The sequence below is a fragment of the Streptomyces longwoodensis genome (assembly GCF_001514125.1).
GTDB lineage: Bacteria > Actinomycetota > Actinomycetes > Streptomycetales > Streptomycetaceae > Streptomyces > Streptomyces longwoodensis.
In genome coordinates this window covers 236578-254846 of sequence record NZ_KQ948554.1, presented here as the reverse complement: position 1 = coordinate 254846, position 18269 = coordinate 236578, and the positions used below count along the sequence as shown (strand labels likewise).

At 72.7% G+C, this 18269-nt stretch carries 19 protein-coding genes; 10 read left to right on the top strand and 9 right to left on the bottom strand.

The features are described from left to right. The first annotated feature begins 5 nt into the window (after positions 1-5). The 4 genes from AQJ30_RS18990 to AQJ30_RS18975 all read left to right on the top strand — a co-directional run bounded on the left by AQJ30_RS18990 (position 6) and on the right by AQJ30_RS18975 (position 3631). A complete protein-coding gene (locus tag AQJ30_RS18990; RefSeq protein ID WP_067235335.1) occupies positions 6-530 on the top strand; it encodes an FMN-binding protein in 525 nt (174 codons plus the stop codon). A 75-nt stretch (positions 531-605) separates the two neighbouring features. Then, complete coding sequence (locus AQJ30_RS18985; RefSeq protein WP_067235332.1) at positions 606-1988, top strand: ferredoxin reductase family protein; 1383 nt, start codon at positions 606-608, stop codon at positions 1986-1988. 79 nt (positions 1989-2067) lie between these two features. Continuing rightward, positions 2068-2835, top strand: coding sequence for an FMN-binding protein (locus AQJ30_RS18980; RefSeq protein WP_211279021.1), 768 nt, complete (start codon positions 2068-2070; stop codon positions 2833-2835). A 4-nt stretch (positions 2836-2839) separates the two neighbouring features. Continuing rightward, complete coding sequence (locus AQJ30_RS18975) at positions 2840-3631, top strand: FAD:protein FMN transferase (protein WP_067235787.1); 792 nt, start codon at positions 2840-2842, stop codon at positions 3629-3631. Between the two features lie 93 nt (positions 3632-3724). Here the strand turns inward: AQJ30_RS18975 and AQJ30_RS18970 are convergent, their stop codons facing one another. The 5 genes from AQJ30_RS18970 to argC form a co-directional block, all read right to left on the bottom strand. After that, on the bottom strand, positions 3725-4273 hold the full coding sequence (locus tag AQJ30_RS18970) for an arginine repressor (RefSeq protein WP_067235329.1): 549 nt from the start codon (positions 4271-4273) through the stop codon (positions 3725-3727). A 7-nt stretch (positions 4274-4280) separates the two neighbouring features. Further along, positions 4281-5480, bottom strand: a complete 1200-nt coding sequence (locus tag AQJ30_RS18965) for an acetylornithine transaminase (RefSeq protein ID WP_067235327.1) — start codon at positions 5478-5480, stop codon at positions 4281-4283. Beyond that, complete coding sequence (gene argB / locus AQJ30_RS18960) at positions 5477-6382, bottom strand: acetylglutamate kinase (RefSeq protein WP_067235324.1); 906 nt, start codon at positions 6380-6382, stop codon at positions 5477-5479. The genes AQJ30_RS18965 and argB overlap by 4 nt, the downstream gene beginning before the upstream one ends. Continuing rightward, positions 6379-7530 carry a bifunctional glutamate N-acetyltransferase/amino-acid acetyltransferase ArgJ gene (gene argJ / locus AQJ30_RS18955; protein ID WP_067235321.1) on the bottom strand — a complete coding sequence of 384 codons (1152 nt, stop codon included), beginning with the start codon at positions 7528-7530 and terminating at the stop codon, positions 6379-6381. The genes argB and argJ overlap by 4 nt, the downstream gene beginning before the upstream one ends. Before the next feature lie 88 nt (positions 7531-7618). Continuing rightward, complete coding sequence (gene argC / locus AQJ30_RS18950; RefSeq protein WP_067235320.1) at positions 7619-8647, bottom strand: N-acetyl-gamma-glutamyl-phosphate reductase; 1029 nt, start codon at positions 8645-8647, stop codon at positions 7619-7621. Between the two features lie 199 nt (positions 8648-8846). Here argC and AQJ30_RS18945 point away from each other — a divergent pair, with 199 nt between their 5' ends. The 4 genes from AQJ30_RS18945 to AQJ30_RS18930 all read left to right on the top strand — a co-directional run bounded on the left by AQJ30_RS18945 (position 8847) and on the right by AQJ30_RS18930 (position 13044). Then, positions 8847-10385: a S1 RNA-binding domain-containing protein gene (locus AQJ30_RS18945; RefSeq protein WP_067235317.1), complete on the top strand. Its 1539-nt coding sequence runs from the start codon at positions 8847-8849 to the stop codon at positions 10383-10385. Between the two features lie 225 nt (positions 10386-10610). Continuing rightward, positions 10611-11933: a WD40 repeat domain-containing protein gene (locus AQJ30_RS18940; protein ID WP_211279019.1), complete on the top strand. Its 1323-nt coding sequence runs from the start codon at positions 10611-10613 to the stop codon at positions 11931-11933. Beyond that, positions 11930-12415, top strand: a complete 486-nt coding sequence (locus tag AQJ30_RS18935) for a hypothetical protein (protein ID WP_169808482.1) — start codon at positions 11930-11932, stop codon at positions 12413-12415. Before AQJ30_RS18940 ends, AQJ30_RS18935 begins: the two co-directional genes overlap by 4 nt. A gap of 164 nt (positions 12416-12579) precedes the next feature. After that, complete coding sequence (locus AQJ30_RS18930; protein WP_067235781.1) at positions 12580-13044, top strand: DUF6314 family protein; 465 nt, start codon at positions 12580-12582, stop codon at positions 13042-13044. Positions 13045-13048: 4 nt separating this feature from the next. Here AQJ30_RS18930 and AQJ30_RS18925 read toward each other — a convergent pair whose 3' ends face one another. The 3 genes from AQJ30_RS18925 to AQJ30_RS18915 form a co-directional block, all read right to left on the bottom strand. After that, the gene (locus AQJ30_RS18925) at positions 13049-13642 is read right to left on the bottom strand and encodes a histidine phosphatase family protein (protein WP_067235313.1); all 594 of its coding nucleotides are present in this window, start codon (positions 13640-13642) and stop codon (positions 13049-13051) included. 84 nt (positions 13643-13726) lie between these two features. Then, positions 13727-14197 carry a GNAT family N-acetyltransferase gene (locus tag AQJ30_RS18920; RefSeq protein WP_067235309.1) on the bottom strand — a complete coding sequence of 157 codons (471 nt, stop codon included), beginning with the start codon at positions 14195-14197 and terminating at the stop codon, positions 13727-13729. Then, the gene (locus AQJ30_RS18915) at positions 14194-15675 is read right to left on the bottom strand and encodes an aminotransferase-like domain-containing protein (protein WP_079084144.1); all 1482 of its coding nucleotides are present in this window, start codon (positions 15673-15675) and stop codon (positions 14194-14196) included. The genes AQJ30_RS18920 and AQJ30_RS18915 overlap by 4 nt, the downstream gene beginning before the upstream one ends. Between AQJ30_RS18915 and AQJ30_RS18910 the strand changes: the two genes are divergently transcribed. Both AQJ30_RS18910 and AQJ30_RS37020 read left to right on the top strand, forming a co-directional pair. Continuing rightward, complete coding sequence (locus AQJ30_RS18910) at positions 15674-16591, top strand: DMT family transporter (protein WP_067235305.1); 918 nt, start codon at positions 15674-15676, stop codon at positions 16589-16591. The genes AQJ30_RS18915 and AQJ30_RS18910 overlap by 2 nt on opposite strands. 79 nt (positions 16592-16670) lie before the next feature. Then, complete coding sequence (locus AQJ30_RS37020; RefSeq protein ID WP_079084143.1) at positions 16671-16874, top strand: DUF1918 domain-containing protein; 204 nt, start codon at positions 16671-16673, stop codon at positions 16872-16874. On the opposite strand, the gene AQJ30_RS18900 is transcribed toward AQJ30_RS37020, so the two are convergent. After that, positions 16813-18165, bottom strand: a complete 1353-nt coding sequence (locus AQJ30_RS18900) for a glycoside hydrolase family 10-like protein (RefSeq protein WP_067235300.1) — start codon at positions 18163-18165, stop codon at positions 16813-16815. The genes AQJ30_RS37020 and AQJ30_RS18900 overlap by 62 nt on opposite strands. Positions 18166-18269: the final 104 nt, after the last annotated feature.

Genomic DNA, 18269 nt, shown 5'->3' with positions numbered 1-18269 from the left:
GCGTCGTGCACCCGTTGAGGAAGAGCCGTCCCCTGCGCCGGGTGGTGCTGGCGAGCGCCGGCACCGTGTCGGCGTTCGTCCTGCTGCTGTCGCTCAAGCCGCACGACCTGCCGGAGGTGACAGCGGCACCGGCGCCCGCGCCGTCGAGCAGCGCGAGTGCGTCCGGCGGGTCCGGCGGGTCCGGGTCGAGCGGATCGGGGTCGACCGGGTCCGGCTCCGGTGGGACCGGATCCGGTGGGTCCGGTGCGTCCGGCACGCGGACCGTCACCGGTGAGTCGGTGCAGACCCGTTGGGGCCCGGTCCAGGTCCGCGTCACCGTGGCGGACGGGAAGCTCACGGACGTCACGGCGGTGGCGTACCCGCAGGACAACCCGCGCGACCAGCAGATCAACTCCTCCGCCCTCCCCGAGTTGCGCAGCGAGGCGCTGCGGGCGCAGAGCGCGGACATCGACACCGTGTCGGGAGCGACGTACACGAGTGACGGTTACCGCGAGTCACTCCAGTCCGCGCTGGATGCGGCGGGCCTGTGACCCCGGCGGCCCGCTGAACACTCCCGCGTCGCGGCACGTATCTGTGGGCCAAGGGTCAAGTCCCCCGGAGGAACCGTGACCACCACGATCGCAGGCGGACGTGCCGCCCGCCGCCAGACGATGCGCCGCATCCGCCCGCGCCGCTCCCCCGCCGTCCCGCTGCTGATCGCCGTGTGGGCGGGCGCGGCGGGCGTGCTGTGGCTGTGGTGGGCCAACACCCCGTCCATCGCGGACGACGACAGCCGCATCCTCAACGCGGGCCGGATCACCGGACTGCTCGCCGGCTACCTGATGGCCCTGGTCGTCCTGCAGATGGCGCGGGTGCCCGCGCTGGAGCGGCGGGTCGGCTCCGACCGGGTGGCGCGCTGGCACGCGATGAGCGGCCGGTACACGCTGTGCCTGGTGGTGGCGCACGTGTTCCTCATCATGTGGGGGTACGCGCTGCAGGCCGGCAAGTCCCTCGGCGACATCGTCCAGCAGACGGTCGACTCCATCGACCAGCTGCCGGACATGGGCAAGGCGGCCATCGGCACCGGCCTGCTGGTCCTCATCGGGCTGGTCTCCGCGGGCGGGGTGCGCCGCCGGATGCCGTACGACACCTGGTACCACGTGCACCTGCTGACGTACGCGGCGGTGTTCCTGACGTTCTGGCACCAGATCACCACCGGCAACGACTTCGCCGTCGAACCGGCCGCCAAGACCGCCTGGTACGCGCTGTACGGCACGGTCACCGCGCTGGTCCTGTGGTACCGGATCCTCACCCCGATCCGGCTGAACCTGCGCCACCGCATGCGGGTCGAGGCGGTCATCGAGGAGACGCCCGGGATCGTGTCCGTGCTGATCGGCGGGCGCAGGCTGCACCGGATGGGCGCGGAGGCGGGGCAGTTCTTCCGGTGGCGGTTCCTCGCGCCGGGGATGCGCTTCAGCTCCCACCCGTACTCGCTGTCGGCGGCGCCCCGCCCGGACCTGCTGCGCATCACGGTCAAGGCGATCGGCGACCACAGCGCCGCCCTGCGCGAGCTGAGCCCGGGCACGCGCGTGTGGGCCGAGGGCCCGTACGGCGCCCTGACCGCCTCCCGGCGCAGCCGCGGCAAGGTGCTGCTGGTGGCCGGCGGGGTGGGCATCACTCCGATGCGGGCGCTGTTCGAGACGCTGCCGGGCGCGGCCGGGGACATCACGCTGCTGTACCGGGCCAACAGCACGCAGGACCTGGCCCTGTGGGACGAACTGGCGAAGATCGCCGACGAGCGCGGGGCGCGGCTGATGTACGCGGTGAACAGCCCGGACGGGGAGCGGCCCGACATCTCGGCGGAGTCCCTCCAGCGCAAGATCCCGGACATCGACCACCACGACGTCTTCATGTGCGGCCCGGCGGGCTTCGCCCAGACGGTGTACGACGCGCTGCGCGGCGCCGGGGTGCCGGCCCGCCGCATCCACCACGAGTCGTTCGAGATGTGAGCGCCGGTACGTCCTTCGCACGCGGACTGCGGACCCCGCAGGACCCGCCGAACCCGCGGAACCAGGAGCTTGGGAACAGATGAGGAAGAGCCACCCGATCCGGCGCGTCGTGCTGACGACCGCCGCCACCGTGTCCGGGATCGTGCTGCTGCTGTCGCTGAAGCCCGGGTCCGACCCGGCGTCCGCGGCGGCGGGCGCGGCCCCGGGGGCGCCCGGTGCGGCACAGGAGTCGGCCCAGGGCGGGGCCGGTGCCGCCGCAGCCTCCACGGTCACCGGGGACGCAGCGCAGACCCAGTACGGCGTCGTGCAGGTACGGCTGACCGTCGCGGGCGGGAAGATCACCAAGGCGGAGGCCGTCCAGGCGCCCAAGGGCGGCCGGAGCGACTCCGTGACCGCCGACGCGGTGCCCAAGCTGAACCAGGAGGCGGTCGCCGCGCAGGGCGCGGACATCGACGCGGTGTCCGGGGCGACGTACACCAGCGCGGGCTACCGGCAGTCCCTGCAGTCGGCGATCGACAAGGCGAAGGCGGCGCCCGCTCCTTCGGCCCCGGCCTCGCAGAGTGGGGGCGGGGCGGCGCGGACCGTCACCGGTGCGGTCGCGCAGACGCAGTACGGTCCCGTCCAGGTCCGCGTCACCGTCAGCGGCGGGCGGATCACCGCGGCGCAGGCCGTGCAGGCGCCCAAGGGCGGGGAGAGCGACCAGAAGACCGCGCTGGCCGTCCCGCGGCTCAACCGGGAGGCCGTCGCGGCGGGCAGCGCGGACATCGACTCGGTCTCCGGCGCCACGTACACCAGCGAGGGCTACAAGAAGTCGCTCCAGTCCGCGCTGGACCGGGCCGGTGGCTGACACGGTGACCGAGCCGGCTGGGGCGCCCGTCGCGGTGCGGCACGCGGAGGACGTCATGGGGACGGTCTTCTCCTTCGACGTGCGCGGCGGGGAGTCCGGGGCGGTGCGCCGGGCGCTGGACGCGGCGGTCGCGGGACTGCACCGGGTGGACGAGGTGTTCAGCACCTACCGCGAGGACAGCGAGGTGTCCCGGCTGGCGCGCGGGGAGCTGGCCGTCGCCGACTGCGCTCCCGAGGTGGCCGAGGTGCTGGAGCTCGGGGCGCGGGCGGAGCGGGCGAGCGACGGGTGGTTCAGCCTGCGCTACCAGGGGCGGATAGACCCGACGGGGATCGTGAAGGGCTGGGCGGCGGAGCGCGCCGCGCGGCTGCTCGCGGAGGTCCCCGGGGTGTGCGGGGTCAGCGTCAACGGGGGCGGCGACGTCCAGTTGCTGGGCGTGCCCGCGCCCGGCCGGCCCTGGCGCGTCGGGGTCGCGGACCCGCTGCGGCCGGGCGGCCTGGCCGCCGTCATCTCGGCGGCGGGGGTGTCCGAACTGGCGGTGGCCACGTCCGGCACGGCGGAGCGGGGCGCCCACATCGTCGACCCCCGCACGGGCCGCTCCGCGGTCACGGACCTGGTGGCCGTGACGGTGGTCGCCCCCCGCCTGACCTGGGCGGACTGCTGGGCCACGGCAGCCTTCGCGATGGGCTCCCGCGCGGGCCTGACCTGGCTGGACACCCTCCCCGACACGGAGGCCCTGCTGATCACGGCGGGCGACGAGGTGCGGTGCACCGGGGGGTTGGCGGCGAGGCTCGGCTGATCCCACCCAGGGGCGCGGGGAACTGCGCGACCAGCCAACACGCGCCCGCAGCCGGCGGACCACCGCAGCCGCTCGCCAAGCCGCGGCACCGCGTCAGTGCCCGTTCTGCGCCAACCTCAGCAAGTGGTCCGCCAGGGCCTGCCCCCCGGTCGGGTTGCGGCTGATGAGCAGCAGGGTGTCGTCGCCGGCGATCGTGCCCAGGATGTCGTGCAGTTCGGCCTGGTCGATCGCCGAGGCGAGGAACTGCGCGGCGCCCGGCGGGGTGCGCAGGACCACCAGGTTCGCGGACGCCTCCGCGGAGATCAGCAGTTCCTGGGAGAGGCGGCGCATCCGCTCCTCCTTGGCCGACTCCCCGAGCGGGGCCCGCGGGGTGCGGAAGCCGCCCTCGCTGGGCACCGCGTAGATGAGTTCGCCGTCGGTGTTGCGGATCTTCACCGCGTTGAGCTCGTCCAGGTCCCGCGACAGCGTCGCCTGGGTGACGCTCAGCCCGTCGTCGGCCAGCAGCTTCGCCAACTGGCTCTGCGACCGCACCGGTTGCCGGTTGAGGATGTCCACGATCCGGCGGTGGCGTGCGGTGCGGGTCTGCGGCACGGCGGGGCCGGCCGCGTCCGGCTGCCCGTGGTCGTCCTGCGCCTGGCTCATCGTCGTCTCATTCTCCGGCTCGTCCGTCCCCGTGCGCACTTGCGTCGAGGATGCCGGGCAGTGCCCGCAGAAGCGCCTCCACCTCGTCGTCGCCGAGGTTCAGCGGCGGCATCAGCCGTACGACGTCGGCGGCGGGCGCGTTCACCAGGAACCCGGCCTCCTGAGCCGCCTGCTGCACCTGGGGCGCGAGCGGCTCGGTGAGCACGATACCCAGGAGCAGGCCCGCGCCCCGGACATGGTCGATCAACCGGTGGTCCAGCGCCTCGATCCCCTCGCGCAACCTTTCACCCTGCCGCTTGACGTTCTCCAGCAGCCCCTCGGAGGCGATGGTGTCCAGGACGGCGAGACCGGCCGCGCAGGCGACGGGGTTGCCGCCGAACGTCGTACCGTGCTGGCCGGGTTGCAGCAGCTCCGCGGCCCGGCCGAAGGCGACGGTCGCCCCCAGCGGCAGGCCGCCGCCGAGCTGCTTGGCCAGGGTGACCACGTCGGGCAGCACGCCCTCGTGGGCCTGGTAGGCGAACCAGGACCCGGTGCGCCCGACGCCGGTCTGCACCTCGTCGAGGACGAGCAGCGCGCCGGTGGCCGCCGTGATCGCCCGCGCCGCCTTGAGGTAGCCGGCCGGGGGCACGACGACGCCGTTCTCGCCCTGGATGGGCTCGATGACGACGAGGGCGGTCTCCTCGGTGACCGCGGCGGCGAGGGCCTGCGCGTCGCCGTACGGCACGTGGGTGACGTCGCCGGGCAGGGGCAGGAACGGGGTCTGCTTGGCGGGCTGTCCGGTGAGCGCGAGGGCGCCCATCGTACGGCCGTGGAAGCCGCCCTGGGTGGCGACCATGTGGGTGCGCCCGGTCAGCCGGCCGATCTTGAAGGCGGCTTCGTTGGCCTCGGCGCCGGAGTTGCAGAAGAACACCCGGCCGTCGCGGCCGAAGAGGTGCAGGAGCCGTTCGGCGAGGGCGACGGTCGGCTCGGCCATGAAGAAGTTGGAGATGTGCCCGAGGGACGCGATCTGCGTGCTGACGGCCTGGACGATCGCGGGGTGGGCGTGGCCGAGGGCGTTGGTGGCGATGCCGCCGACGAAGTCGAGGTACGTGCGGTCCTCGGCGTCCCACACCCGGGTGCCCGCACCGCGGACCAACGGCAGCCTGGGCGTGCCGTAGTTGTTCATGAGCGCGCCCTGCCACCGGGTGGTCAGTTCCTCGTTGCTCACGACTCCCCCTCGTGCTCGTCGGGCACGACCATCGTGCCGATGCCCTCGTCGGTGAAGATCTCCAGCAGGATCGAGTGCGGGACCCGGCCGTCGATGACGCGGGCGGTGTGCACCCCGTTGCGGACGGCGTGCAGGCAGCCCTCCATCTTCGGGACCATGCCGGAGCTCAGGTCCGGCAGCAGCTTCTCCAGCTGGGACGCGGTGAGGCGGCTGATCACCTCGTCGGAGTGCGGCCAGTCCTCGTAGAGTCCCTCGACGTCCGTGAGGACCATGAGGGTCTCGGCGTCCAGAGCAGCAGCGAGTGCCGCAGCCGCCGTATCAGCATTGACGTTGTAGACATGTCCGTCGTCCTGACTGCGGGCGATCGAGGAGACGACCGGGATGCGGCCGTCGGCGAGCAGGGCCTCGATGGCGCCCGTGTCGATGTCGGTGATCTCGCCGACCCGCCCGATGTCGACCGACTCGCCGTCGATCAGGGGCTGGTGCTTGGTGGCGGTGATGGTGCGCGCGTCCTCGCCGGTGAGCCCGACGGCGAGCGGGCCGTGCTGGTTGAGCAGGTTGACCAGCTCGCGCTGGACCTGTCCGGCCAGCACCATCCGTACGACGTCCATGGCGTCCTCGGTGGTGACGCGCAGGCCCGCCCTGAACTCGCTGACGATGCCGTGCTTGTCGAGGGCCGCGCTGATCTGCGGGCCGCCGCCGTGCACGACGACCGGCTTCAGGCCGGCGTGGTGCAGGAAGACGACGTCCTGCGCGAACGCGGCCTTCAGCTCCTCGTCGACCATGGCGTTGCCGCCGAACTTGATGACGACGGTCCTGCCGTTGTGCCGGGTCAGCCAGGGCAGCGCCTCGATGAGGATCTGCGCCTTGGGCAGCGCGGTGTGCTTTCGCGTGGGTGTCATGAGGAGTAGGCGCTGTTCTCGTGGACGTAGTCGGCGGTCAGGTCGTTGGTCCAGATGGTCGCGGTCTCGGAGCCGGCGGCGAGGTCGGCGACGATGTGCACCTCGCGGTAGCGCATGTCGACCTTCTCGCGGTCCTCGCCGACGCCGCCGTCCTTGCAGACCCAGACGCCGTTGATGGCGACGTTGAGGCGGTCCGGTTCGAAGGCGGCGCGGGTGGTGCCGATCGCGGAGAGCACGCGGCCCCAGTTGGGGTCCTCGCCGTGGAGGGCGCACTTGAGGAGATTGTTGCGGGCGATGGAGCGGCCCACCTCCACGGCGTCGTCCTCGCTGGCCGCGTTGATCACCTCGACCTTGATGTCCTTGCTGGCGCCCTCGGCGTCGCGGATCAGCTGCTGGCCGAGGTCGTCGCAGACGGCCCGTACGGCGTCGGCGAACTCGGCGTACTCCGGGGTGGTGCCGGAGGCTCCCGAGGCGAGCAGCAGCACCGTGTCGTTGGTGGACATGCACCCGTCGGAGTCGACGCGGTCGAAGGTGACCCGGGTGGCGGCGCGCAGCGCCTCGTCCAGGGTCCCGGCGTCCACGTCGGCGTCGGTGGTGAGGACGACGAGCATGGTGGCGAGGCCCGGCGCGAGCATGCCCGCGCCCTTCGCCATGCCGCCGACGGTCCAGCCGTCCTTGGTGACGACGGACGTCTTGTGGACGGTGTCGGTGGTCTTGATGGCGATGGCGGCCTTCTCGCCGCCGTGCTCGGACAGCTGCGCGGCGGCGGTCTCGACGCCCGCGAGCAGCTTGTCCATGGGCAGCAGCACGCCGATCAGGCCGGTGGAGCAGACGGCGACCTCGACAGCGCCGCGGCCGAGCACCTCGGCGGCCTTCTCGGCGGTGGCGTGGGTGTCCTGGAAGCCCTTGGGGCCGGTGCAGGCGTTGGCGCCGCCGGAGTTGAGGACGACGGCGGAGACCTGGCCGGTCTTGAGGACCTGCTCGGACCACAGGACCGGGGCGGCCTTGACGCGGTTGGAGGTGAAGACGCCGGCGGCGGCGCGGCGGGGCCCGACGTTGACCACGAGGGCCAGGTCGGGGTTGCCGTTCTCCTTGATCCCGGCGGCGATGCCCGCCGCCGTGAATCCCTTGGCTGCCGTGACGCTCACTGCATCTCCTCGTTCGCTTCTCCGCCCGTGCAGCGCGCCGCTGCCGGTTTCTTCTTCGTCTGCGGCCCGGTGGCTGCACGTGCGTCGCTCACGGAGCGACTCCGATCGTGGTGAGCCCCGTGGTCTCGTCGAGACCCAGGGCGATGTTCATGCTCTGGACGGCGCCGCCCGCCGTGCCCTTGGTGAGGTTGTCGAGGGCGCTGATCGCGATGATGCGGTGCACCGCGGCGTCGTACGCGACCTGCACCTGAACGGCGTTGGAACCGTGGACGGACGCTGTGGCGGGCCACTGTCCCTCGGGCAGGAGGTGGACGAACGGCTCGTCGGCGTACGCCTTCTCGTAGGCGGCGCGCAGGGTGTCCGCGGTGACGCCCGGGGCGGCCTTGGCGCTGCACGTGGCGAGGATGCCGCGGGACATCGGGGCGAGGGTCGGCGTGAACGACACGGCGATCCGCTCCCCCGCGACACCGCTGAGGTTCTGGATCATCTCGGGGGTGTGCCGGTGGCCGCCGCCGACGCCGTACGGCGACATGGAGCCCATGACCTCGCTGCCCAGCAGGTGCGGCTTGGGCGCCTTGCCGGCGCCGGAGGTGCCGGACGCGGCGACGATCACGGCCTCGGCCTCGGCGAGCCCGGCCGCGTAGGCGGGGAAGAGGGCGAGGGTGGCCGCGGTGGGGTAGCAACCGGGGACCGCGATGCGCTTGGACCCCTCCAGCGCGGCGCGGCCGCCCGGCAGTTCGGGGAGGCCGTAGGGCCAGGTGCCGGCGTGCGCGGAGCCGTAGAACCGCTCCCAGTCGGCCGCGTCCCGCAGCCGGAAGTCGGCGCCCATGTCGACGACCAGCACGTCGGGGCCGAGCTGCTCGGCGACGGCGGCGGACTGGCCGTGCGGCAGGGCGAGGAAGACGACGTCGTGCCCGGCGAGCACCTCGGCGGTGGTCTCCTCCAGCACCCGCCCGGCCAACGGCAGCAGGTGCGGCTGGAGCGCGCCGAGCGTCTGGCCCGCGTTGGAATTGCCGGTCAGGGCACCGATCTCGACCTCGGGATGCGAGAGCAGCAGCCGCAGCACCTCACCACCCGCATACCCACTCGCCCCGGCCACTGCCGCACGTACCGCCATTGCTCCTCCTCTGCGATGGCATGACTATACGTTGCCATGTACGTTTATGCAATGCGGGTGGATGGGTATGCGGTGCGGCGTCGGGTGTGCAACGGGTTCGGCCCCGCACCTCGCTTCCGTACGATGCGGATCGGGCTTCCGGTCAGGCGATCCGGAACGGCAACCGCGCCCGCCCCTTTCCGCCCGTTCAGGGAGCACTGTGCCGCCCCCCTTCGTTTATCGGATCAGCCACTACGACCCCGCCGACCGCAACGAGCACGGTCACTACACCGGCACCCGGGACACGGTCAGCGACCGCGGACCTGTCGAAGCGGCGTACCTAGTAGCGATCAGCGCCTTCGCGGAGGCCTCGGACGTCGACCGGCTGGAGATCCGTGAACCTGCGGTCACCGGCTTCGTCCACTTCGGTGCGGCGCCCGCGGTCGCGGCGCACGGCCTCGGTGAGCTGTTCCCGTCGGACCTCACCGGCTACCACGACGGGGCCGAGGTCTCGCTGCCCGTCGCCCTGGAACTCGTCCGGACCATGCTCCGCGATCAGGGCGCCTGGTGTCGGCTGGAGGTGGGAGACGTGTTCACCCTGCACGTGGGTTGGGACCAATACATCTACATCGGCAGCAACCAATCCTGCGGGACCGCACTGGCCCGCACCCGCGCGCTCGGCCTGTTCCCGGAACGCCTGGACGCCTCGCCGTACGACTTCGTTCCCGAGGACCCCGCGTACGTGCAGCGCCCGGCCGACGCCGACTTCTGGGCCCGCCTGCACTGGACCGTCAGTGCCCACCACGCGGTGTTCCTGGAGGAGGTCTTCGCCGTCAACGCCTCCCGCTGGCCCCGCCTGACCCGCCACAACATCGAGACCGTGCGCTCCCGGCTGGCCCCACGCGCACAGCTGGCAATCTGGCCGGACCTGCTCACTGACATCGACACGGCCGTGGCCGCCCTGCCCGACGAAGGCCTCCTGAAGATCGTCCGGGAAGACGAGAACGGGCAGATCACGAGCATGGTTGTGGACGAGACCCAGTTCGAGGCAGTGACCTCCCGGCTCGCCACCGCGCGTGCTGCCGGCGTCGTATCCCTGTATGCCGGCGAGGATCTTCCGCTGTTCACCGCTGTGCTTCCCGACAGCGACGGCGTTCTACGCGCTCGCTGGCAGACCGAGCCAACGCCCAGCGACCGGGACTGGGCCATCCTGAAGACCTTGCGGCGCGGTCAGGTCGTCACTGGCACGGTCACGACCATCGCGGGCTTCGGCGTCACCTTCGTGGACATCGGCGGCTTCACCGCGATGATCAACATCCCAGAGCTGTCCTGGCGCCCCTTCGACCACCCCTCTGACGTCGTCAGCGTCGGCCAGGAGATCACAGCCGAGATCCTCGACGTCGACATGATCAGCGAACGGGTACCCCTGTCGCTCCGAGCAGTGCAGGAAGACCCCTGGCCGCAGGTGGCGCAGAGGATCGGTGAGGTGGCCATCGGGCCGGTCACCAAGATCGTGCCGTTCGGAGTCTTCGTCCGCATCGAGGACCGAGAGGACGGCTTCCAGGGGCTCGTGCACACCAGTGAGCTGGATGAGTCGCTCAGAGACGTCGTCGCGGTCGGCGACACCCTCAGCGTCAAGATCGTCGATGTCGATCTCAGGCGCCGCCGTATCGCCCTGTCGCACGCCCAGGCCCGCACCTCTCATACCTGGGTCGGCCGCGTGACTGACAACGAGAAGAATCCGGTGCAGGACGAGTAGCCACGAGCCGTGATCTCGCCCATGCTCCAGAGAGCTGCGCGATCCTGAAGCCGGCGGGCTGCTGATTCGGTCGACGGCATCTGTCCATGATCTCGTCAGTGGGTTGAGCGAGTCGAGTGGGTTTCATTGGTTGATCAGCAGGTGAGGACGGGCCGTGCTCCCTCACGGTGACTGAGGACCCGTGAGGCCTCGCCCGTGAGGGCACGCGAGCACTACGGTGCCGGAGTGACTGATCTTGAGGTGGTGGCTCGTGGGCACGTCGGCGGCGACGGCTCTGTCGAACGGCTGAGCTGTCATCCGCGGCTTCCGCTGGTGGCGTGCTCGGACTCCGAGCGCCCGGCCGTCCACATCTGGGACTGCGGCGAGGGGCGGCTCCGCGCACTCGGCTCCGTGGGCCTCACGTCGACGCCCTACGGAGACGCCTTCGGGTGGGAGCGGGCGGGGCGGACGCCTGCCGTCGCGTGGCATCCGGAGCAGCCACTGCTGGTCGTGGCAGGGGAAGACGGGCTGCGCCAGTGGACTCCCACGGGAATCTCCGAGCCGGAAGGCGCTCCAGCCACGGCCTCGTACCGCAGTCTCGCTTTCAGTCCGGACGGGCGGACCCTGTGGGGCTCACCGTCCGCACGCGACGAAGGCGAGGCGTGGGAGAGCTCGGACGTCCTCGATCTCGGCTCCGGAACCATCGGCGCCGGTCCCCGGTGGGACACGGGAGTCGCGGAGCATCCCGGCGGCGGACTCGTCGCCACGCTCGCCAGTGACCAGGGGGCGACGTACTGCCTCTTCGCGCGTGTCGATCAGGGGACCGCACCTGCCGTGATGCGGCCACTCCGCCGGGCGCTGATCCTGGACTGCGACGGCTACGGTACTCCGCTCTTCAGCGCGGACGGACGTCATATCGCGGTCCGTGGCAACGCGTACGACAACTCGGTGGAGGTCTTCGAGTTGCCTTCGTTGCGCCGGGTTCTGGCCACCACCCTCGGTGACCCGAGTCCCGGCTACCCGTACCCGCAGGAGTGGCTCGACCAGATGCGGTCCTGGGCGCGTCAGAACATCGCCTTCGGCTCGCGACCGGACGTGCTGTGGATCGCCGAGCCCACGGGAGCGCTGATCGAGGTGGACCTCGAAACCCGGCAAGCGGTCGAGCACGACGTACTGACCGGAACGCGAGTGTCCGCACTGGCCGCCACAGCCACCGGTGAACTCCTGGTCGCCGGCAGCGGAGGGAACCTGATGCTCTTGTCGGTGCTCTACCGCTCCGCGCAGAACCACACCACCAACAGGGGCACCGCAAAAGCCACAGCCGAGGCGTTCCTGGAGACCACGGCCGAACTCCCGGACGACGGCGACGACTGGGAGACCCACCTCGTCCTGACCGACGGGACCCGCACTTGGGAAGCCGACGATCTGGCGACGACGACCACTGCCAGCTCAACGGATCCCACGTGGCTTCAGTTGCAAGCCGCCATCAACACGGCACAGCTGCATCGCGACGGTGGAACCACGACTGGTACGGACGTGCCCCGGTCAGGGTCAGGGGTGGACGGATGAGCGCAGACGGTGAACGGGAGTGCTGGGAGCCGTCCGACACCGGTGTGGGACCGCTGCGCTTCAGGATGTCTCCGGCCGAGGTCGCCGAGACCCTCCTGGTTCCCGAGCCGCAGCTCCACATGGACGGTCTGTACGAGCAGCACAACCTCCCGAACGGAGTGAAGGCGTTCTACGACGCGGGCAAGCTTGCGTGCGTCGCATTGGATGCGGTCGTCGGTCCGCAGGTCTTCCTGGCCGGCTTCCCACTGGCAGGGAGCGACCACGGACAAGGCCAACAGTTCCTCCTGGACCAGGCTGCCGAGCATGGGCACTGCATCCTGTTCACCTCTGACGGGTCGCTTTCCCTGACCGATCTGGGAATCCTCCTGCGTCCACAGAGGGTCGGGGAAGCGTGGCTCACGCGCCCGCTCTTCGTGAGGGAGGAGTGGCTGGAATCGGAGTACTACCGAGACCGTCTCCCGCTGGAAGGCGTCACGGACTGACCGCGCTGGCTTCGCCTTCCAGAAAATGACGGCACAGCCCGATGGCCGATCATCGGTCCCGCACAGTGGCCAGACCTGCGAACGGCAAAATAGGGGCAGGGCGGAGTGGCGTCCATGGGGCATGGGGTTGAGCGGGACGGTATGAGGTCAGGGAGCGAGTGACGGTGGGCGACTTCTGGCCCGTGGACGATGTGCTGGGCTATCTGGCCGGTGGCTGGCGCGTGCGGCGGGTCGCTCGGGATCTGGCGAGCGGGGACGAAGGCTCGTTCGACGGGACCACCGTGTTCCGGCCGCCGGCGGGACACGACGGCGGGCTGCTGCACGAGGAGCGCGGCACCTTCACCTGGCGGTCCGTCGCGCGGCCCGCCGAGCGCACCCTGCGCTTCCTGCCCGGCCCGGTGCCCGGCACCGCCGAGGTGCGCTTCGCCGACGACCGCTTCTTCCACGACCTGGACCTCACGCGCGGCCACCACGTCGCCGACCACCCGTGCTCGGCCGACCTGTACCGCGGCGAGTTCACCGCCCTGGACGCCGACCGCTGGCGCACGGTGTGGCGGGTGCGCGGCCCGGCCAAGGATCTGATCCTGACGACCCACTACACCCGCGCACAGGGCCCGCCGGGCCGCTGAGGGCCTACGCCCGCAGCGTCTCCCCCGCCACCCCGTCGAACCGCAGGTTCCACCGGCCGCCCCGTCCCGTGACCGTGGTCGTCGACAGGGGGCGCACGTCGAGGTTCCAGTACGTCGCCGGGGGTGCCATCAGCGCGTAGACCAGGGCGGCGCGGATCACCGAGGGTTCCGCGACGGCGACGATCCGGCCGCCGTCCTCCACCGGCCGGGTGTCGAGCCAGCCGCCGACCCGCGCGATGAACGCGAGCAGCGGCTCGCCGCCGTGCGGGGCGGAGCGCGGGTCGGCCAGCCAGGCGTCCACCGCCTCCGGCTCACGGGCCATCGCCTCGCCGAGGGTCAGGCCCTGCCAGCGGCCCATGTCGCAGTCGCGCAGGGCGAGCTGCACCAGCGGGGCGTACCCGAGGGCGTCCCCCGTCGCGCGGCTGCGCGGGGTCGGCGAGCAGTAGCGCAGCTCGGCCGCGGCGAGCGGGATCAGCTCGCCGGCGGCGCGCTGCACCTCCTCCCAGCCCGCCTGGTCCAGCGGCCGGTCGTCCTGGAAGCGCTCCGCCAGCGCGGGCGTGCTGCGCGCGGCGGCGACGAACGTCACCCGAAGAGCCATGCGTGGATGGTCTGCCCGCGAACTGGGCAGGTCAAGGCTTGTTCGCGCGCATTCACGGAAGGTGCCCGAAAACTTACCCGCCAGTCAGGACGAGCCCGGCATCCCGCCGGAAACGGGCGGCTCGAAGACCAGCGCCATCCACCGCTCCGGCACCTCCAGCGGCGCGAAGCCCACCTTCCGGTACACCCCGTGCGCGTCGTGCGTGGCGAGCAGCATCCGGCGCAGCCCGAGCGGTTCCATCTCGTCGCGTATGGCGGCGACGAGGGCCGTGCCGAGGCCCTTGCCGCGCACGGACCGGTCCACGTAGACGTCGCACAGCCAGGCGAAGGTGGCCCGGTCGGTCACCACGCGCGCGTACGCCACCTGCTCGCCGGACGCCGTGTCGTACACGCCGTAGTTCAGCGACCCGGCGATGGCCCGGTCCTGCTTGTCCCGGTCGCGCCCGATCGCCCAGTACGCGTCGGTGGACAGCCAGTGGTGGACGCGCTCGGCGTCGACGCGGGCGGGGTCGGTGGAGATCTCGTAGCCGTCGGCGAGCGGCGGGGTGTCGGTCATGGCTGGAACCTCTCAGGGGCGGGTCCGTCGTGTCGAACGGTTTGCGGCAGCGCCTCGTCGCAGGCCGCGCGCAGGCGTCGTACGCCCTCGGTGATCTCGCCCTCCCCCGCGACGGCCGCGAAGCTCAACCGCAGGTGGGCGGCCGGGGGTTCGGCGCTGAAGTAGGGCCGGCCCGGGGTGAGGGCGACGCCGGCGCGCAGGGCGGCCGCGGTGACGGCGGACTCGTCGGTGCCGTCCGGCAGCCGCAGCCACAGGTGGTAGCCGCCGGACGGGACGTGCGGCAGGGCGAGTTCGGGCAGGTGCAGGGCCAGGGCCGCGGTCATCGTGTCGCGGCGGGACTTCAGCGCGGTGGCGATGGCGCGCAGGTGGCGGGGCCAGGCGGGCGAGCCGACGAGTTCCAGCGCGGCCTCCTGCAGCGGCCGCGGCACGAAGAACGTGTCCACGACCTGGATGGCGCGCAGCCGTTGGAGCACGGGCCCGCGGGCGACCAGGGCGCTGACCCGGAAGCTCGGCGAGGTGGCCTTGGTCAGGGACCCGACGTGGACGACGACTCCGTCGGGGTCGTCGGCCACGAGGGGGCGGGGCAGCGGCCCGGCGTCCTCGTGGGCGAGGCGGCGCACGAAGTCGTCCTCGACGACGAAGGCGCCCGCCTCGCGCGCGATGCGCAGGACCTCGGCGCGGCGGGCCGGGGCCAGGACCGCGCCGGTGGGGTTCTGGAACAGCGGCTGGCAGACCAGGACGCGGGCCCCGGTGGCGTGGAGGGCGTCGGCGAGCAGCGCGGGCCGCACGCCGTCCGCGTCGACCGGCACCGGGACCGGGCGCAGTCCCGCCGAGCGGGCGATGGCGAGCATGCCGGGGTAGGTCGGCGACTCGACCAGGACCGGTGCGCCGGGCGGGGCGAGCGCGCGCAGGGCGGTGGTGAGCGCCGACTGCCCGCCCGCCGCGACCAGCACCTCGGCGGCGGTCACCGAGCCGCCCACGGTCCGCGCGAACCACTCGCGCAGCTCGGGCAGCCCCTCCATGGGCGGCCTGCCCCACGCCCCGGGCCGCCGGCCGGCCCGGGCCAGCGCCGCCGCCATCGCGCGCTCCGGCTGGAGGGAGGGGTGCAGGTAGCCGCCGTTGAACTCGATCACGCCGGGCGGCGGTGCGGCCAGCGACACGGTCACGCCGTCGGCGTCCACCGAGCGCGGGACGAGGTCGGCGGCGCCGTCGGCGCTCAGCGCGACCTCCTGCCAGGAGGTGTCCCCGGCGGGCGTCGCGGCCGGGCGGGGCCGCGCGCGGAAGGCGCCCGCGCCGGGCCGGGTGACCACCAGCCCCTCGGCGGCCAGCTGGGCCAGTGCCCGGGACACGGTCACGGGGCTCACCCGGAAGCGGTCGACGAGGGCCCGGCTCGACGGGAGCTTTCCACCCGGCGAGTAGCGGTCCAGTTCCCGGCGCAGCTGGTTCGCCAGGTCAGCCACACTGCTACGCTCATGCATGAAGACACAGAGTAGCGCTATCGCCCCGGCTCCGATAGCAGTCAGCACTCCCTCGGCGTCCCGCTCCGTCGGCACCCTCCAGGCGGCGCTCGGTGTCGTCGCCTTCTCCCTGACGTTCCCGGCCACCGCGTGGGGCCTGGAGGGCTTCGGGCCGTGGAGCCTGGTCGCGGTGCGCAGTGTGCTGGCCGCGCTGATCGCCGGCGGCTGCCTGCTCGCGGTGGGGGCGCCGGTGCCCGCCCGGCGCCACTGGGCCGGGCTCGCCGTGGTGGCCGCCGGGGTCGTGATCGGCTTCCCGATGCTGACCACGCTGGCCCTGCGGACCTCCACCACCGCGCACGCGGCCGTGGTGGTCGGGCTGCTGCCGCTGACCACCGCGCTGCTGTCCGCCCTGCGGATGGGCACCCGCCCCTCGCGCACCTTCTGGCTGGCGGCGCTGGCGGGCGCGGGCGCGGTGGTGGCGTTCACCGTGCAGCAGAGCGGCGGCGCCCTGAGCACCGCCGACCTGTACCTGTTCGGCGCGCTGCTGGTGTGCGCGGCCGGCTACACCGAGGGCGGCCGGCTGGCCCGGGTGATGCCCGGCTGGCAGGTCATCGGCTGGGCGCTGGTGCTGTGCCTGCCCCTGTCCGTGCCCGCCGCCGCGGTGGCCCTGGCGCACGAGCCGGTGGCGCTGACCGGGCACAGCGTGGCCGGGCTGCTCTGGGTCGCGGCGGGCTCGCAGTTCCTGGGCCTGGTCGTCTGGTACCGGGGGATGGCCGCCATCGGCATCCCGAAGGCCAGCCAGTTGCAGCTGGCGCAGCCGCTGCTCACACTGGTGTGGTCGGTGCTGCTGCTCGGCGAGCACCTCACGCCCGCCGCCCCGCTGACGGCCGCGGCGGTGCTCGTCTGCATCGCCGTCACCCAGCGGGCCCGCGGCTGAGCGGCCGGGGCGCGTACCCGGGGTTCCCGGCGGCACCCGGCGGCACACCCGGCGCCGCACACATGAGGAGGGCCGGCAGATGCGCGCATCGGTGGGCGACCAGCTCGTCCAGCACGGCAGGGTGGTCGGTCAGCACGACCAGGTCTCGCAAGTCGTCGAAGTGATGGGCACGGCGGGCACCCCGCCCTACCGCGTCCGCTTCCCGGACGGCCACGAGGCCGTCATGTCACCGGGCCCCGACTGCGAGGTCCGGCACCCGGAGCAGGCACAGCAGCACCCATAGGGCGGCGCGGGGCCGGGGCCGGCCGCGCGTAGTGGTCGGCCACCACCCGCGCCATCGCACCGACGCGGTCCGCCGCCACGTCCCCGGCGGCGAAGAAGACGTGCCCGCGCACCTGCGGGTACCGCGCGGCCAGGGTCAGGTGGTCCGACAGCTCCGCCGGGTCCTGCCAGGCGGCGGGCTGCGCGGGGTCGCCCGCCTTGTACAGGGCCTCACCGAGGTACAGCCGGGTGCGGCTGCCGCGCGCCACGTCCGCCCACCAGGGCACGAGCTTCGCGTAGTCGGCCGCGGCCAGCCCGATGTTCCAGTACAGCTGGGGCACCAGGTAGTCGATCCAGCCCTCGCGGACCCACGTGCGGGTGTCGGCGTAGACGTCGTCGTACGACTGCAGGGCGCGGGTGTCGGAGCCGAGCGGGTCGGTGGAGGCGTTGCGCCACACGCCGAAGGGGCTGATGCCGAACTGGGTCGTGGGGCGGATCGCCTTGATCCGGCCGGCCGTCTCCAGGACCAGCAGGTCGATGTTGGCCCGCCGCCAGTCGGCCCTGCTGGGGTGGCCGCCGCCATGGGCCTCGTATGCGGCGTCGTCGTCGAAGGTCTGGCCGGCCACCGGGTAGGGGTAGAAGTAGTCGTCGAAGTGGACGGCGTCGAGCGGGTAGCGGCGGACCGCGTCGAGCATCGCGTCCTGCACGAAGGCGCGGACCTCGGGCAGGCCGGGGTTGTAATAGAGCTTCCCGCCGTACGGCACCACCCACTCGGGGTGCAGGCGCGCGGGGTGGGTGGGGACCAGCCTGCCGAGGTCGGAGTGGGTCGCCACGCGGTACGGGTTGAACCAGGCGTGCAGCTCCAGGCCGCGGGCGTGGGCCTCCGCGACGGCCGTGCCCAGCGGGTCCCAGCCGGGCGACTGGCCCTGGGTGCCGGTGAGCACCTGCGACCAGGGCTCGTACGGCGACGGCCACAGGGCGTCGGCGGTGGGCCGGACCTGGAACACCACCGCGTTCAGGCGGTTGCGGACGGCCAGGTCGAGCCGGGCGAGCAGTTCGTCGCGCTGCCGGGCGGCGCTCAGGCCGGGGCGGGAGGGCCAGTCGCGGTTGGCGACGGTGGCCAGCCACATGCCGCGCATCTCGGCCGGTTCCGCCCGGTGGCGGCCCGCGGCCGCGGCCGTGCCGGTGACGGTCGGCGTGGCGGCCTCCGGGCCGGTCCTGGCCGGTGCTGCGGCGGCCGTGCCGGCCGGTCCGGTCGTGGTGACGGCGGCCAGCGCGGCCAGTGTGAACGCCCGCCGGGTCGGATTCCCCATGGGCACACGCCCCCGAGAACTCGGTGGATCCGTGCGGTCACGGATCGCGTCGGCGCCCAGCATGCCCCCACCCCGGCGATCGATCATCGATACTTGCTAGTAAC